Annotated in this window: 15 protein-coding genes; 6 read left to right on the top strand and 9 right to left on the bottom strand. The window is 72.5% G+C overall.

The genetic code is table 11. The annotated features are described in order from the left end of the window. The first annotated feature begins 99 nt into the window (after positions 1 to 99). Together ACFZDI_RS09030 and ACFZDI_RS09025 are read left to right on the top strand one after the other, a co-directional pair. The gene (locus ACFZDI_RS09030; RefSeq protein WP_234848181.1) at positions 100 to 1,470 is read left to right on the top strand and encodes an NAD(P)/FAD-dependent oxidoreductase; all 1,371 of its coding nucleotides are present in this window, start codon (positions 100 to 102) and stop codon (positions 1,468 to 1,470) included. Between the two features lie 84 nt (positions 1,471 to 1,554). Next, positions 1,555 to 3,795, top strand: a complete 2,241-nt coding sequence (locus ACFZDI_RS09025) for an FUSC family protein (RefSeq protein ID WP_391248862.1) — start codon at positions 1,555 to 1,557, stop codon at positions 3,793 to 3,795. A gap of 31 nt (positions 3,796 to 3,826) precedes the next feature. Here the strand turns inward: ACFZDI_RS09025 and ACFZDI_RS09020 are convergent, their stop codons facing one another. From ACFZDI_RS09020 to ACFZDI_RS08995, 6 genes are all read right to left on the bottom strand, one after another. Further along, on the bottom strand, positions 3,827 to 4,261 hold the full coding sequence (locus ACFZDI_RS09020) for a hypothetical protein (protein ID WP_234848179.1): 435 nt from the start codon (positions 4,259 to 4,261) through the stop codon (positions 3,827 to 3,829). Between the two features lie 28 nt (positions 4,262 to 4,289). After that, positions 4,290 to 5,126: a DUF1206 domain-containing protein gene (locus tag ACFZDI_RS09015; RefSeq protein ID WP_391248860.1), complete on the bottom strand. Its 837-nt coding sequence runs from the start codon at positions 5,124 to 5,126 to the stop codon at positions 4,290 to 4,292. 97 nt (positions 5,127 to 5,223) lie between these two features. Beyond that, positions 5,224 to 6,081 (bottom strand): ANTAR domain-containing protein, encoded by an 858-nt coding sequence (locus tag ACFZDI_RS09010; RefSeq protein ID WP_391248858.1) that lies wholly within the window; start codon positions 6,079 to 6,081, stop codon positions 5,224 to 5,226. 113 nt (positions 6,082 to 6,194) lie between these two features. Then, positions 6,195 to 6,458, bottom strand: a complete 264-nt coding sequence (locus tag ACFZDI_RS09005; RefSeq protein ID WP_234848176.1) for a DUF5133 domain-containing protein — start codon at positions 6,456 to 6,458, stop codon at positions 6,195 to 6,197. Positions 6,459 to 6,489: 31 nt separating this feature from the next. Continuing rightward, a complete protein-coding gene (locus ACFZDI_RS09000) occupies positions 6,490 to 7,353 on the bottom strand; it encodes a SigB/SigF/SigG family RNA polymerase sigma factor (RefSeq protein ID WP_234848175.1) in 864 nt (287 codons plus the stop codon). Positions 7,354 to 7,553: 200 nt separating this feature from the next. Continuing rightward, complete coding sequence (locus tag ACFZDI_RS08995) at positions 7,554 to 7,988, bottom strand: ATP-binding protein (protein ID WP_372486646.1); 435 nt, start codon at positions 7,986 to 7,988, stop codon at positions 7,554 to 7,556. Positions 7,989 to 8,286: 298 nt separating this feature from the next. Between ACFZDI_RS08995 and ACFZDI_RS08990 the strand changes: the two genes are divergently transcribed. The 3 genes from ACFZDI_RS08990 to ACFZDI_RS08980 all read left to right on the top strand — a co-directional run bounded on the left by ACFZDI_RS08990 (position 8,287) and on the right by ACFZDI_RS08980 (position 10,786). Next, entirely contained in the window at positions 8,287 to 8,508 is a 222-nt protein-coding gene (locus ACFZDI_RS08990) for a hypothetical protein (RefSeq protein WP_234848173.1), read from the top strand. Between the two features lie 69 nt (positions 8,509 to 8,577). Further along, positions 8,578 to 10,047 carry an aminotransferase class I/II-fold pyridoxal phosphate-dependent enzyme gene (locus tag ACFZDI_RS08985; RefSeq protein ID WP_391248855.1) on the top strand — a complete coding sequence of 490 codons (1,470 nt, stop codon included), beginning with the start codon at positions 8,578 to 8,580 and terminating at the stop codon, positions 10,045 to 10,047. A 283-nt stretch (positions 10,048 to 10,330) separates the two neighbouring features. Further along, entirely contained in the window at positions 10,331 to 10,786 is a 456-nt protein-coding gene (locus tag ACFZDI_RS08980) for a cyclic nucleotide-binding domain-containing protein (RefSeq protein ID WP_234848171.1), read from the top strand. A gap of 54 nt (positions 10,787 to 10,840) precedes the next feature. On the opposite strand, the gene ACFZDI_RS08975 is transcribed toward ACFZDI_RS08980, so the two are convergent. Together ACFZDI_RS08975 and ACFZDI_RS08970 are read right to left on the bottom strand one after the other, a co-directional pair. After that, on the bottom strand, positions 10,841 to 12,133 hold the full coding sequence (locus tag ACFZDI_RS08975) for an MFS transporter (RefSeq protein ID WP_391248852.1): 1,293 nt from the start codon (positions 12,131 to 12,133) through the stop codon (positions 10,841 to 10,843). 83 nt (positions 12,134 to 12,216) lie between these two features. Continuing rightward, positions 12,217 to 12,834: a LysE family transporter gene (locus tag ACFZDI_RS08970; RefSeq protein WP_391248849.1), complete on the bottom strand. Its 618-nt coding sequence runs from the start codon at positions 12,832 to 12,834 to the stop codon at positions 12,217 to 12,219. A gap of 69 nt (positions 12,835 to 12,903) precedes the next feature. Here ACFZDI_RS08970 and ACFZDI_RS08965 point away from each other — a divergent pair, with 69 nt between their 5' ends. After that, positions 12,904 to 13,803 (top strand): ArgP/LysG family DNA-binding transcriptional regulator, encoded by a 900-nt coding sequence (locus ACFZDI_RS08965; RefSeq protein WP_391248847.1) that lies wholly within the window; start codon positions 12,904 to 12,906, stop codon positions 13,801 to 13,803. Positions 13,804 to 13,886: 83 nt separating this feature from the next. On the opposite strand, the gene ACFZDI_RS08960 is transcribed toward ACFZDI_RS08965, so the two are convergent. After that, on the bottom strand, positions 13,887 to 14,594 hold the full coding sequence (locus tag ACFZDI_RS08960; RefSeq protein WP_361119571.1) for a TetR/AcrR family transcriptional regulator: 708 nt from the start codon (positions 14,592 to 14,594) through the stop codon (positions 13,887 to 13,889). Between the last annotated feature and the right edge of the window lie 30 nt (positions 14,595 to 14,624).

The raw sequence follows: 14,624 nt of genomic DNA, 5'->3' as shown, positions 1-14,624 counted from the left end.
CGCCGGCCGGACACACGGTGGGATCGAGAGGGTGCGAACCAGCGATCCAGGGGCAGTCGAAAGGCGTTCGAGGCAGACCGCCTGGAGCCGCAGAAAGGGATGAACACCGTGACACGACCCAGGATCCTGGTGGTTGGCGCAGGCTTCGCCGGCGTGGAGTGCGTCCGCCGTCTGGAACGGAAACTCTCCCCGGACGAGGCCGACGTCACTCTGGTGACGCCGTTCGCCTACCAGCTCTACCTGCCGCTGCTCCCCCAGGTCGCCTCCGGCGTGCTGACGCCGCAGTCGATCGCCGTCTCCCTGCGCCGCAGCAAGAAGTACCGCACGCGGATCATTCCGGGCGGCGCCATCGGCGTGGACCTGAAGTCCAAGGTCTGCGTCATCCGCACCATCACCGACCAGATCGTCGACGAGCCGTACGACTACATCGTGCTGGCGCCCGGCAGCATCACCCGCACCTTCGACATCCCGGGGCTGACGGACCACGCGTTCGGGATGAAGACACTCGCCGAGGCGGCGTACATCCGTGACCACGTCATCGCGCAGCTGGATCTGGCCGACGCGAGCCAGGACCCGGTGGAGCGGGCTTCCCGGCTGCAGTTCGTGGTGGTCGGCGGCGGGTACGCGGGCACCGAGACCGCGGCGTGCCTGCAGCGGCTGACGCATGCCGCGGTCAAGCGCTACCCGCGGCTGGACCCGAGTCTGATCAAGTGGCACCTGATCGACATCGCGCCGAAGCTGATGCCGGAGCTCGGCGAGAAGCTCGGCAGCAGCGCGCAGGAGATCCTGCGCCGACGGGGCATCGAGATCTCCCTGGGCACCTCCATCGCCAAGGCGGGCCCCGAGGAGGTCACCTTCACCGACGGGCGGGTGATCCCGACCCGCACGCTGATCTGGACGGCCGGTGTTGTCGCCAGCCCGCTGATCGCCACGCTCGGCGCGGAGACGGTCAAGGGGCGGCTCGCGGTCGCCCCCGAGATGAACCTGCCGGGTGAGGACGGGGTGTTCGCGCTCGGCGACTCGGCCGCGGTGCCCGACCTGGCCAAGGGCGACGGGGCCATGTGCCCGCCCACCGCGCAGCACGCCCTGCGGCAGGGCAGGCACGTCGCCGACAACGTCATCGCGTCACTGCGGGCCCAGACGATGAAGCCGTACGTCCACAAGGACCTCGGGCTCGTCGTCGACCTCGGCGGCACCGACGCGGTCTCCAAGCCGCTGGGCATCGAACTGCGGGGGCTGCCCGCCCAGGCCGTGGCCCGCGGCTACCACTGGTCGGCGCTGCGCACCAACGTGGCCAAGACGCGGGTGATGACGAACTGGCTGCTCAACGCGGTCGCCGGTGACGACTTCGTACGGACGGGGTTCCAGGCGCGCAAGGCCGCGCGGCTGAAGGACTTCGAGTACACCGACGCCTATCTGACGCCGGAGCAGGTACGGGCACGGGTCGAGGGGGCGCGCGCGCCGGAGTAGGACCGGGCCGGACGGGAGCGTCCGGCCCGCGCGTGTCATGCTGAGATACGGATCTTGGTGTGAGTCGGAAGAGAGTGCGGCGGCGTGAGGGCAGCGGGACGCGCGGTGCGGGCACGGCTGCGGGACCGGATCGCGGCGTCCGACCCCGGTCTGCTGCGTCTGACGGCCGGGTTGCGGACGGTGGGCGCCATCGCCCTCACGCTGGCCGTGCTCTCCCTGCTGGGTGCCGATGTGCACCTGCTGGTGGCGGGGGCCATGGCGGCGATGGTCGCCACGTTCGCCATCCGGGAGAAGCAGCTCGGCGCGCAGGCCGTGACGCTCGCGCTGGGGCTTCCGGTGGCGCTGGCGTCGGTGTCCCTGGGGGCCCTGCTCAACACGCGGGTCGTGGTCGGTGACGCGTTCTTCGTCGTCCTGATCTTCTGCGCGGTCTACGGCCGCCGGTTCGGCGACCGGGGCACGGCCCTCGGGCTGATCGGCTTCCAGGTCTACTTCCTGTCCTTGTTCGTCGGCGCCACCGTCGACGCCCTGCCGGAGCTGTGCGGTGCCATGGCGCTGGCGTTCTGCTCCAGTGCCCTGATGCGCTTCGCGATCGTGCCCGCGACGCCCGCGGGTGTGCTGCTGCGGCTGCGTCTGGCCTTCCGCGCCCGGCTGGCCCAGCTGGTGTCCGCGCAGCTCGAACTCCTCGACGCCCCCGCGGACGAGATGGACAAGGCGCTGGAGGCCGTGCGCGAGGGCACCGCCCGGCTGCACGAGACGGCCATGATGATCCAGGGGCGGCTGGAGGAGGGCACTCCGGACGAGTCGGCCGCACGGCTGGTGCAGCGCAGGATCGCGGACGCCGAGGTCGCCGCGGAGCGGCTCGGTCTGCTGCTGCTGACCGCTCGCACCGCCGAACGGGCCGACACGCTGACCCTGCACCTGCCGGGCGCGCCCGCCCCGTCGCTCGCCGGGCCGCGGATGCCGGACGAGGCGGGTGCCACGCTGCGCCGCGATCTGCGGGCCCTGCACGCCCTGGTGCTGAAGGCCGGCAGCGGCGACACGGGCGCCGGTCTGGCCCATGTGCGCAACCGGCTCCTCGGATACCGGGACGAGGAGAACCTGCCGCCCGCGTCGGCCGCCCTCCAGGACGTCTTCCGCGGCATCGGCGAGTGTGCCCGCGCCGTGCTGGGGCTGCGGATCGCCCTGGACGGTCCGCAGGACGAGTCGGACGACAGCCCCGCCACGGCCCGCTCCCGCGAGGAACTGGACGCGGAGGACGCCGCGATCGACGGCGGCGAGGAAGCGGCGCAGGAGGAGCAGACCGGTCTGCGGCGGCCCACCACCCGTGCGGCCGTGCAGGTCGCCGTGGGCTCCTCGCTGGCCATCATCGGGGGCGAGCTGCTGTCCACGCAGCGCTGGTACTGGGCCGTGCTGACGTGCTGGATCGTTTTCCTCAACACCGCGTCGACGGGCGAGATCCTGGTCAAGGGGTACCGGCGGCTGCTGGGCACGGTGTTCGGCGTGGTGGCCGGAATCGTCCTGGCGGGGCTGGTCGGCAAGCACACCTGGCCGGCGTTCGTCCTGGTCCTGGTGCTGATCTTCGCGATGTTCTACTCGGCGCCGCTGTCGTACACGCTGATGTCGTTCTTCGTCACGGCGATGCTCGGGCTGCTGTACACGCTGCTGCACACGTACAGCCTCGACGTGCTCCTGCTGCGCATCGAGGAGACGGCGCTCGGCGCGGCCTGCGGGGTGGTCGCGGCGGCGCTGGTCCTGCCGGTGCGGACGGACCGCCGGACGAACGAGCTGCTGGAGACCGTCCTGGAGCGTCTGGCCGAGGTCACCGAGGCGGCGGTCGGTCAGCTCAGTGGCGGGCCTGCGGACGAGCTGCTGGACCGGGCGCGCGATCTCGACCAGGCGCTGGCCGATCTCCGGGCCGCCACGCAGCCGCTGATCCACCCGGTCACCCCGCTGCGGACGCGGCGGCACACGGCCCGGTACGTGGTGGCGCTGCTGGAGACGTGCGCGTACCACGCGCGGACGCTGGCGGCGACCGCCGAGCTGCTGCCCACGCACCCCTCGATCGCGGCGGACCCGCGTCTGCGCGGGGCCGCCGGGCGCACCGTGCGCAACATCGAGGCCATCGCCGCCCGGGTCGCCGACGAGCACGCGGGCGCACGGGTCGAGACCGGGCCGAGCATCGCCTCCCTGCTGGGTTCCGACGGCGGCACGCCGCGCTACGGACGCATCACCGACCGCGTGCTGCGGCATCTGGAGCGGCTGGACGAGGCGGTGGTCGGCCTCGCGCGGCCGCTGGACGTGCCGGTGGCGGCGCCCAAGGGGTGAAGAACGTCCCAGACCGGAGAGCCGCTGCCCCTCAGAAATCCGTGGGGAGTCCGCTCACCTCGGCGATGCCCCGCAGCTCCTCGTTCTGCTTGTGCCGGTCCCGGATGTAGTCGGCGATCTCGCCGAGCCGGACCGGGTCGGACGCGGTGGTGGAGTCGGTGACGATCCGGACCGGGCCGGTGTCGTCGACGTTCAGTTCGACCACTTCGTTGTCCAGGCGGCCGGTGACGGCGGTGGCGATGACGAGGGCCACCTCGTCACGCACCTCCTGGGGCAGTTCGTCGTCGGTCCCGGAGTCGAGCGCGAAGTCGAGGCTGGACAGGCGTTCCTCTTCGATCGCCTCGAGGACCGGTTCCACCGCACGCATCAGGAGGCGGTAGTCCTCGGTGTCCATCCGGATGCGCAGGAGGTCCAGGTACATGTCCACGGGCCGGCCATCGCCATGCGGAATCTCGGAATCGCTCATGGGCACCGTGTTCCCCGAAGAGCGCGGCTCAGACGCGCCGCCACCGGGCCATGGCGAAGGAGAACACCCCGAAGAGCACCAGCCCCGCCGCGACGCACACCAGCAGCCAGGGGCCGAGCGGGGTGTCGGCGAAGGTCCGCAGGGTGTCGTCCAGGCCCTTGGCCTTGTCGGGTTCGTAGTCGACGGCCGCGCTGACGGCGAAGACACCGGCCACGGCGAACACCAGCCCGCGGGCCGCGCCGCCGGCCACGCCCGTGACGTCCACCAGTTGCCGCGTCCGGTGGCTCATCTGCCCCAGCCGGAGCTTGTCGTGGTACTTGCGCAGCACCGCGCGCACGGCGATCCAGCCGCCGGCCACGACGATGCCGATCCCCGCGGCACCCACCAGCCACTGGCCGCCCGGTATCTCCAGAACCATGGCCGTGGCGTCCCGGGACTGCTGGTCGCTGGATCCGCCGCTCTGGTGGCGGCTGATCGCGAACGTCAGCACCGAGTAGGCGACGAAGACATAGAACGCGCAGCGGACCGTCGCCATCAGCCGCTTGCGGGCGCTGCGGCCGTCCTTGCCGACCGAGCCGAAGAGAGCTTCGGACAGCCGCCACAGGGCCATGCCGGCGAGCCCGATGCCCAGCGCCCACAGCAGCACCGCGCCGAACGGCTTCTGCGCCAGTTCCTGCAGCGCTCCCCCGCGGTCGGCCTGCCGGCCGGTGTCGCCGAAGGCGATCTGCAGCGCCAGCGCTCCGACGAGCAGATAGATCAAGCCCCGGGCGGCGAAACCCGCCCGCGCCGCCCCCTCGGTCACCGAACCCCGCGCCATCCGCCGGGCCCGGAATCGACCGCCCTGTGCCATCGCACTCGTGTTCATGTCGACCTCCCGGGAGTGCGGATGCCCCCGGGCGGCGTCCACACACCCCTGCAACCCCCGGACCAGGGGATTCCGGTTCGGGGCACCCGTCCTGGGCTCAGGACCGCCGCAGCCGTCTGCCGCGGCCGGCGCTGCCGAGGGCGTGCAGGTGCTCCAGGGCGTCCAGGACGACCGTGCGGTCGTGCCAGGCGAGCCAGCGGCCCGCCTCGGCTCCCACGGTGTCCAGGGCCTTGGTCTGGGCTGTCGTCAGTCCGTTCAGGGGCCGGTCCAGATGGGCCGAGACCATGCCGACGCACAGCCCGGACGCCGTCGTCAGGGGCACGCTGTGGCACGCCCGGCTGCCCGCCGCGAGGATGGCCCGCCGGGCCGGTTCGGTGAACACCGGGTCGCTCTCCACCTCCCGCACGGTGACCTGCGAGACGTCCCGGGCGGCCTGCGCGCAGGACGTGCCGTCGTCGCCGACGTGGGCGAAGAAGTCGACGAAGTCGGCCGTGAGGCCGGTGTGCTCCTCGATGTTCAGTCCGCCCCGCTCCCGGTCGGTCAGCTGCACATTGCCCATGTCGGTGCCGACCACGGTCAAGGTGGAGCCGAGGACGGCCTTCAGGACGGCACCGCGGCTGCCGGACCCGGACCGGTGCGCCCGGGTGAAGGTCAGTTCGGGTTCCGGACCGCGCACCCGGCCCGGGAACCACAGTGCGTCCCCCGCCTCGGGGCGCGGCGCGGTCACCAGCATTCCTGCCAGCGTGCGCAGCTTGACGTTGTACCGCTGGGACGCCCGCTGCATCAGCGCGAAGGCGCTCTCGGCGTCGGGCAACACGTACCGCTCCTGCAGGATGCCCTGCGCCTGCGAGATCAGCGGGCGCACACGGGCGCGGGCCCGCAGGTCGCGCACTTCGGCGCGCAGGCGCTCCAGCTCGCCGTCGTCGGCGGCCGCCTCCCGCCCCCTGGTGGACATGGAACTCCTCGGGTGTCGGTGCGGTGGCACGAAGGGGCCCGGCCGACGGCGCACGCCGTCGGCCGGGCCCTCGTTCGGCCTCGTCCTTCCTGCCGCTCGGCGGCGCAGGGGGGTCAGGCGGGTTCGGAGACCGCCATGCGCGGCCCCGCCGCCGGCGCGGCGGGTTCGCGAACCGGTGCGGGTGCGGTCGCGAGCCACTCGTGAGCGGCCTCGAGGGCGCGCTCGACGGTCCGGGTACCGGTGGACACGCACAGCGTGTACGCCAGGTCGCGTACCCGGGGGTTGTGCTCCGCCGGTCCGCCGGTGGCCTCGGCGGCGGCCAGGGCTTCGTACTCGTCGACGAGCCGGCGCAGCATGGCGGGGTGGGGCCTCAGCATGGTGGGTTTCGCTCCTCGTGATGTCGGGTGGTCAGGCCGTCGTGGAGGGGCCGCCGGTGCCCCGGTTGCCCGTCCGCTGCCCCAGGACCTCGTCGCGCACCCGGGCGCAGCTGCGGCTGATGAGGCGGGAGACGTGCATCTGTGAGATGCCGAGATGATCGGCGATGCGGCTCTGGGTCATGTCCTCGAAGAAGCGCATGTAGAGGATGGCCCGTTCGCGTTCCGGCAGGCGGCGCAGCCCTTCCTTGGCGGACTCGCGGTCCACGACGACGTCGTAGGAGGAGTCGGCCGCGCCGAGGGTGTCAGCGAGGCTGTAGCCATCGTCGTCGGCCGAGAGTTCGGCGTCCAGCGACAGGGTGCTGAAGCTGTCCAGGGCCTCGATCCCGGCGTTGACCTCTTCCTCGGTGAGGCCGGTGTGGCGGGCGAGATCCGCCACGGAGGGCTCGGGGCTGCCCGGGTTCTGGGTGAGTTCGCGGCGTGCCACCCGCACCTTGTTGCGCAGTTCCTGCACACGGCGGGGCACCCGCAGGGCCCACATGCGGTCCCGGAAATGCCGCTTGACCTCGCCGGTGATGGTCGGGACGGCGTAACTCTCGAAGGCACCCCGGCTCGGGTCGAACCGGTCGATGGCCTTGACCAGACCCAGGGCGGCGACCTGCCGGAGGTCCTCGATCGACTCTCCGCGGTCGCGGAAGCGGCCGGCGATGCGGTGGGCCATGGGCAGCCACAGGGTGACCAGTTCGTCGCGGACGGCCTCCCGTTCGGGGCCCTCCTCCAGTTCGGCCATTCGGGCGAAGAGGGCGGCGGTGTCGGGGGCGTCGTCGTGACGCCGCCGGGAAGCGGGGGCCGTCGTTTCGGGCGTGCCGGGACGATGGGTGGGCGTTTCGATGAGCATGCGGATTCGCTCCTGAACGGTGGTTTCAGGGACTGACCGCGGGAAGGACGCCGCCCGGATCGCCTGGAGGGCCTCCGGGGCGGTCATACCACTCCCGCTGGGGCGCCTCCGGTCCGAAGCACGAATCTGCGTCTGCCCTGCCCCCGGGGGAACAAACTCCGCTTTGCACTGCAATCTGTCCGACGCCGCATCACGGGTGCTCAGGACAGGGGTACGACGGCGGTGATGCACTTCCCCCCGGTGGGCAGGTCCGACACCCGCACGTCGCGGGAGAGCCGGCAGACGATGGGCCAGCCGTGTCCGCCGTGCCGCAGTCGTCCGTGCGGGTCGGTGCGGGGCACGGTCACGGGCAGCGCGTCACTGCGGTCGCTGACCGACACGCGGACGCCGGGGTCGTCGACGTCCACCCGGAAGTCGGTGACTCCGCCGCCGTGCAGGATCGCGTTGGTCGTCAGCTCCGAGGCGACGAGCAGGGCGTCGGACAGGGCGTTGGTGTCGCACGGGGTGTGGGTGGCCCGGCAGCGTTCGGCCACGGCGCGCTCCACCGCCCGGCGCGCCTCGGCGGGCTTGCACGGCCGGGTCCGGTGAGCGCCGAGCGGCTCGCCTATGAATTCGATCATGTGCTCCTCGCACATTCTGCAGCTCCCTGACAGCACGGACGGAAAACCGGGTCCGGACCGGGTACCGTGACGGCCCGCAGGGGCTGCCCGGGGTCCTCGGACCCACTGCTCGCAAGGGACTCACGGCGCTCGGGGACGCGCACCTCGTGAACGCCGCGGTCTCCTTGTTCGGCTCACCTCTCTCCGCACCTGCAAACCTCCACCCCCACCGAAGGACCGGAAAACACCTCGAACGGCCGGACGCCGGTGCCATCTCCGCGCGTTCGGCGGACGCCGGTGCCATCTCCGCGCGTTCGGCGGGTACGCGGTCTGCATGACGGATGTGGTGGATTCGGACGAGCTGTTGCGGCGCATCCAGCGTGCGAGGGAGTGCGCGGTGCAGGAGGAGCGGACGTGGCGGGCCAGGAGCGAGGAGCTGGACGCGACCGACCCGCAAGGGGCCCGGGACGCGACCGTGCGGCGGATGTCCTACGAGGCCGTGCTGCGGGTGCTGGACGAGATCGTGAGCCCGGGCAAACACGCCCCGGAGAGCTGACCGGGCGGCGGCCGGTGCCGGTACGGGCGGGTCCGGATTGCGCGGGCACACGCCGGGAACCCGATGCGCATGACAGTCGACCACACGCGAGCACCTGTTCTGGAAGCCCTGGACGAGTACCGACGCAAGGGGCGTCTGTCGTTCACGCCACCCGGCCACAAGCAGGCGCGCGGCGCGGATCCGGCGGTCCGGGAGATCCTCGGTGACGCGGTGTTCCACGGGGACGTGCTGGCCTCGGGCGGTCTGGACGACCGGCTGACCCGGGGCCGGGTGCTGCAGCGGGCACAGGAGCTGATGGCCGACGCGGTGCACGCCGAGCACACGTTCTTCAGCACGTGCGGCAGTTCCCTGTCGGTGAAGGCCGCGATGCTGTCCGTCGCGGGGCCGCACGAGAAGCTGCTGGTCGGGCGGGACGCGCACAAGTCGGTGGTGGCGGGTCTGATCATCTCCGGTATCGAGCCGGTCTGGGTCGAGCCCCGGTGGGACGCCGAGCGGAACCTCGCCCATCCGCCGTCCGCCGAGGAGTTCGACCGGGCCTTCGACGCGCATCCGGACGCGCGGGGCGCGCTGGTCACCAGTCCCACGCCGTACGGCGGCTGCGCGGACCTGAGGGCGATCGCCGACGTGTGCCACCGGCGCTCACGGCCGCTGATCGTCGACGAGGCGTGGGGCGCGCACCTGCCGTTCCACCCCGGTCTGCCGTCCTGGGCGATGGACGCGGGTGCGGACATCTGCGTGACCAGCATCCACAAGATGGGCAGCGGACTGGAGCAGGGTTCGGTCTTCCATCTGCAGGGCGATCTGGTGCCGCCGGAGTTGCTGGGGATGCGTGCGGACCTGCTCGGCACCACCAGCCCGTCGGTGCTGATCTACGCGGGGCTGGACGGCTGGCGGCGGCAGATGGCGCTGCGCGGCGAGGAGCTGATGGGCGGTGCGCTGGAGCTCGCGGCCGAGGTCCGGGCGGCCATCGAGGAGATCGACGGCCTGCACGTCAACGACCGGGACGACTTCTGCGGTCCGGGCCTGGCCGACGACCTCGACCCGCTGCCCGGGGTGATCGACCTGACCGGACTCGGGATCACGGGTTTCCAGGCGGCGGACTGGCTGCGCGAGAACCGGCAGATCGATGCACACCTGGTCGACCACCGGCGTATCGGCGCGCAGATCACCCACGGCGACGACCGGGAGACCACGGGGCCGCTGCTGGAGGCGCTGCGCGACCTCGCGCGGGCGGCGCCGGACCTGCCCCGGGCGCCGCGGGTGGAGGTTCCGTCGCCGGCGGAGCTGCGGATGGAGCAGGCGGTGCTGCCCCGGGACGCGTTCTTCGGCCCGGCCGAGGCCGTACCGGTCGCGGAGGCCGCCGGGCGGGTCGCCGCCGAGATGATCACGCCGTACCCCCCCGGCATCCCCGCCGTCCTGCCCGGTGAGCGCCTGACCGAGCCGGTGCTGGCCTACCTTCGGACGGGGCTGGATGCGGGCATGCATCTGCCCGATCCCGAGGACCCGGAGCTGGAGACGGTGCGGGTGCTCGCGCAGTGAGCCTGGAGTGAAACGGGTCACGCAACCCGGTCTTCGAGTGCGTACCCGTCCCCGAAATGGTTTACGGTTCATTCATACGTGGTGACGGAGTCGCACTCCTGGTCCTCCGTGCATCACCGTGTGACGGCCCTGGCTGGTCTCCCCCGTCCAGCCAGGGCTTTTTCATGCCCGGGCGGCCTGTCGGAAGAAGTCACGCACGCCGAGGTGCTCCGGGCCCCGGCAGCGGCTGAAATGGGCTTAGGGACAGCACCGCAGTCGACCGCCCGGCGAGGAGCTCCGCGTCATGACCAAAGCGATCAAACTCCTGACCGCCCTGCCTCCTCCCCAGCGGCAGCGCCTGATGACGCTCGCCCGGGAGGTGTCCTTCCCCGAGGACGCCCGCATCTTCGAGGCGGACGGCAGGGCCGACCGCTTCTGGGTCATCCGCTCCGGCGCCGTCTCTCTCGACCAGCAGGTGAACTCCCTGCAGCGGGTGACCGTGGCCAGCCTCGGCGCGGGCGACCTGCTCGGCTGGTCGTGGCTGTTCCCGCCCTACACCTGGGACTTCGGCGCGGTGGCGTTCAGCCCGGTGCGGGCCTACGAGTTCGACGCGGCGGCCGTGCTGCGGCTGTGCGAGGAGGACCCGAAGCTCGGCGTGATGCTGGTGCGCAACGTCGCCGAGGTGCTCGCGCACCGGCTGGAGATGACCCGCGGCAAGCTGATGGAGCAGTACACGCTGCACCGGCGCGGGGTCCTGTGAACCCGGTGGGCCCTCCGGCTCGATGACGCGGGGCGCGGTGAGATCGGTGGGTCCTCAGACGCGGTAGCGCCGCAGTGCCGGTACGGCGGCGGCCAGTGCCAGCATCACCGCGACGACCAGCAGTCCGCCGCCCGCGACGGCGGTGCGGGGGCCGAAGGCGGATCCGGCGGTGCCGTGCAGCACGTCCGCCAGGCGGGGCCCGCCCGCCACGACGACCGTGAAGACGCCCTGCATGCGTCCGCGCATCTCGTCGGTCGCCGCGGACAGCAGGATCGCCCCGCGGAAGACCATCGAGACCATGTCGGCCACGCCGGCGAGGGCGAGGAAGGCCACCGCGACCCAGAGGCTGTCGCTCAGCCCGAACCCCGTGACGGCCACGCCCCAGACGACCACGGCCCCGATGACCATCAGGCCGTGCCGCCGGGCCCGGGAGAAGGTGCCCGAGAACAGTCCGCCCAGCACGGCCCCGATGGGGATCGCCGCGAACAGCAGGCCCAGCGCGAGCCCTTCGCCGTACGGGGCGTAAGTCTGGGAGGCGAGTTGCGGGAACAGGGCGCGGGGCATGCCGAGGACCATGGCGACGATGTCGGCGAGGAACGACAGCAGCAGCACCGTGTGCCCGGAGATGTAGCGGAAACCGGCGGCGATCTCCTTCACCCCCGCGCGTTGCACCGCCGTGCCGCCCAGGGGCGGCAGCGCGGGCAGCCGGTACACCGCCCACACCGTCACGCACAGGGCCAGGGCGTCGACGAGGTACAGCTCGGGCAGCCCGATGACCGGGATGAGGGCGCCGGCGAGCAGGGGGCCCGCCACCTGGCCGGTCTGCATCACGGTCGAGCCGAGGGCGCCCGCGGCGGGCAGTTCGTCCTCGGGGACCAGCCGGGCTATGGAGGCGGTGCGGGCCGGTGCGTTGAGGCCCCAGAAGGCCTGCTGCACGGCGAGCAGCAGCATCAGCGTGGCCACCGACCCAAGGCCCACGAAGGCCTGGAGCCAGAACAGCAGCGAGGTGACGGCGATGCCGCTGTTGGTGATCAGCAGCAGCTTGCGCCGGTCCATGGTGTCGGCGATCGCCCCGCCCCACAGCGCGAACACGATCAGGGGCACCAGGCCGGCCAGGCTCGCCGCGCCCACCCAGGCCGAGGAGCCGGTGATGTCGTAGATCTGCTTGGGGACGGCGACGGCGGTCAGCTGGCTGCCGACGGCCGTGACGACGGTCGAGCCCCACAGCCGACGGTAGGCGGGGCGGCGCAGGGGGCGGGTGTCCATGGCCCAGCGTCGCCAGCCGCGCCGCCGGGGTGCCTCGGGTTCGCTCTCCCGCTCTTCGTTCGTGCTCTCGCTCGTGTCCACGCGCCGCTTCCTGGATGCTCGTTACATCTTTCCGGGCGTGGATCACTATCGCACCAGCCCGGCGGCGGCTCGCGGCCGAGGGGTCAGCTGCCCACGATGAGCACGGCGCCGAGCACGATCATGGTGGCGGCGACCATGCCGTCCAGAACCCGCCATGCGGTGGGCCTGGCGAGGAAGCGGCCGAGCAGGCGGGCGCCGAACCCGAGGGCGGTGAACCAGCACAGGGAGGCCAGTACGGCGCCGAGGCCGAAGGTCCAGCGCAGCTCACCGTGGTCGGCGGCGACGGAGCCCAGCAGGAACACGGTGTCGAGGTAGACGTGCGGGTTGAGCCAGGTCATGGCCAGGCAGGTGAGCACGGCCCGGCGCACCGATCCGGCCGCCTCCCCCTCGGTGCGCAGCGCGCCGCCGTCCTTGCGGAACACCCGCCGGGCGGCCAGGGCCCCGTAGCACAGCAGGAACGCGCCGCCGATCCAGCCGACCAGCGTCAGGGCGCCCGGCCACTTCACCACCACCGCGCCGACACCGCCGACGCCGAGCGCGATCAGCGCGGCGTCGGACAGGGCGCAGATCCCGACGACGGCGAGGACGGCCTTGCGGCGGATCCCCTGGCGCAGGACGAAGGCGTTCTGGGCGCCGATGGCGACGATGAGGGACAGTCCGGTGCCGAAACCGGCGGCGCCGGCGGTGAAGGTGCTGGTCATGGGCCCGACGCTACGGACGGCCACTGTCGGGGTCCAGCTAATGATTCTTACCTATCATTAGCTCACGTGATGATGAACGATCTCCCGCTGGACCAGGTACGGACCCTGCTCGCCGTCGTGGACGAGGGGACGTTCGACGCGGCGGCCACCGCGCTGCACGTGACGCCGTCGGCGATCAGCCAGCGCGTGAAGGCGCTGGAGCAGCGCACGGGGCGGGTGCTGCTGCTGCGGACCAAGCCGGTGCGGCCGACGGAGTCGGGCGAGGTGCTGGTGCGGCTGGCCCGCCAGGTGGCCCGGCTGGAGCACGACGCCTACGCGGAGCTCGGGCTGAGCGGTGCCGGGGAGCCGACCCGGGTGTCGGTGGCAGTGAACGCGGACTCGCTGGCCACCTGGTTCCTGCCGGTGCTCACCCGCGTTCCGGAGGAGCTGCGGCTCTGCTTCGAGCTGCGCCGCGAGGACGAGGACCACACGGCGGCCCTGCTGCGGGAGGGCGCCGTGATGGCCGCGGTGACCTCGTCGCCGGACCCCGTGCCGGGCTGCTCCGTACGGTCGCTCGGGCGCATGCGCTATCTCCCCGTGGCCGCGCCGGACTTCGCCGAGCGCCACCTCGGCGGGCCCCTGGCGGAGGGGCTCGCGCAGGCACCCGTGGTGGTCTTCGACCGGCGCGACGACTTCCAGGACGGTTTCGTGCGCGGGCTCACCCGTGGGCGCGTCGGCGCGAGCGCGCTGCGGCACTACGTGCCGACGTCGGAGGGCTTCGCCGAGGCCGTCGCCGCCGGTCTCGGGTGGGGACTGGTACCGGAGCCCCAGGCGGATCCGCTGCTGCGCGACGGACGGCTCGTCGGCATCGACCCGGGCCGCCCGGTCGACGTGCCGCTGTACTGGCAGCAATGGCGGCTCGACTCGCCGGCGCTCGCGCAGGTGGCGCGGACGGTGACGGCGACCGCGGCGGAGGCGCTGCGGGCCTGACGTGTCAGTCGCGCAGGGCCCGCAAGCCGGGCCGCCGTCTCAGTCGCGCACGGCCTGAAGCCGGGCCGCCGCCCTGTCCGGTCTCAGTCGTGCAGGGCCCGAAGCCGGGCCGCCGCGCTGTCCAGCAGCATCTCCAGGGCCGTCGGATAGGCGCTGGTGATCATCCGGGTGGCGAGCAGGGGCGCCGCCTCGGCGATGCGGGGGTGGGTGGTGGCGGGCAGGTGGGCGTACGTCGATCGCCACATGTCCTCGTCGGCGTGCAGCGAGTCGCTGGGCAGGGCCAGCGAGGCGGCGTCCAGCGCCGCGAAGGCCAGGGTCTGGTCGATGAAGGCGTGGTAGACGCGCACGGTGTCGGGCAGCGGGAAGCCGGCCGTGCGCAGGACGTCCAGCACGGCCTCGTCGGCGGCCAGTTCGTGCGCCCGGCCCGTAACCCGGTTCGTGGTCAGCAGCGCGGCCTGCGGATGGGCGAGGTACGCGGCGTGGATGCGCAGCCCGAAGGCCCTGAGGTCCGCCCGCCACTCCCCCGTGCGCCGCCACCCCCGGAGGGCCTGGCCGATGAGGGCGTCGCCGATGGCGAGGGTCAGGTCGTCCATGCCGCGGAAGTACCGGTACAGCGTGCTCGGGTCGGCGTCCAGGGCGAGACCCAGCCGGCGGGCGGTCAGTCCGGCGCTGCCGTGTTCGCGCAGCAGGCGCAGCGCGGTCTCGACGATCAGCTCCTCGGACAGCACGGTGCCGCTCTTGGTGGGCCTGCGCCGACGTCGTTTCTCCTCGGGCACCACGGGCTTGGGCACGGCGGGCTCCCTCCTTATGCCAACGCCATT

Source organism: Streptomyces sp. NPDC007907, from assembly GCF_042959365.1.
Lineage (GTDB): Bacteria > Actinomycetota > Actinomycetes > Streptomycetales > Streptomycetaceae > Streptomyces > Streptomyces indiaensis.
Note: the sequence above shows the minus strand (reverse complement) of the source record. Positions and strands in the feature narration are given on the sequence as shown.

What these genes read in the sequence shown, in the direction of transcription:
- ACFZDI_RS08965 (WP_391248847.1), top strand. Translation starts at nt 12,904, where the DNA reads ATGATGAACGATCTCCCGCTGGACCAGGTACGGACCCTGCTCGCCGTC.
- ACFZDI_RS08990 (WP_234848173.1), top strand. Translation starts at nt 8,287, where the DNA reads ATGACGGATGTGGTGGATTCGGACGAGCTGTTGCGGCGCATCCAGCGT.
- ACFZDI_RS08985 (WP_391248855.1), top strand. Translation starts at nt 8,578, where the DNA reads ATGACAGTCGACCACACGCGAGCACCTGTTCTGGAAGCCCTGGACGAG.
- ACFZDI_RS09005 (WP_234848176.1), bottom strand. Translation starts at nt 6,458, where the DNA reads ATGCTGAGGCCCCACCCCGCCATGCTGCGCCGGCTCGTCGACGAGTAC.
- ACFZDI_RS08980 (WP_234848171.1), top strand. Translation starts at nt 10,331, where the DNA reads ATGACCAAAGCGATCAAACTCCTGACCGCCCTGCCTCCTCCCCAGCGG.
- ACFZDI_RS09015 (WP_391248860.1), bottom strand. Translation starts at nt 5,126, where the DNA reads ATGAACACGAGTGCGATGGCACAGGGCGGTCGATTCCGGGCCCGGCGG.
- ACFZDI_RS09000 (WP_234848175.1), bottom strand. Translation starts at nt 7,353, where the DNA reads ATGCTCATCGAAACGCCCACCCATCGTCCCGGCACGCCCGAAACGACG.
- ACFZDI_RS08970 (WP_391248849.1), bottom strand. Translation starts at nt 12,834, where the DNA reads ATGACCAGCACCTTCACCGCCGGCGCCGCCGGTTTCGGCACCGGACTG.
- ACFZDI_RS09030 (WP_234848181.1), top strand. Translation starts at nt 100, where the DNA reads ATGAACACCGTGACACGACCCAGGATCCTGGTGGTTGGCGCAGGCTTC.
- ACFZDI_RS09020 (WP_234848179.1), bottom strand. Translation starts at nt 4,261, where the DNA reads ATGAGCGATTCCGAGATTCCGCATGGCGATGGCCGGCCCGTGGACATG.
- ACFZDI_RS08995 (WP_372486646.1), bottom strand. Translation starts at nt 7,988, where the DNA reads ATGTGCGAGGAGCACATGATCGAATTCATAGGCGAGCCGCTCGGCGCT.
- ACFZDI_RS09010 (WP_391248858.1), bottom strand. Translation starts at nt 6,081, where the DNA reads ATGTCCACCAGGGGGCGGGAGGCGGCCGCCGACGACGGCGAGCTGGAG.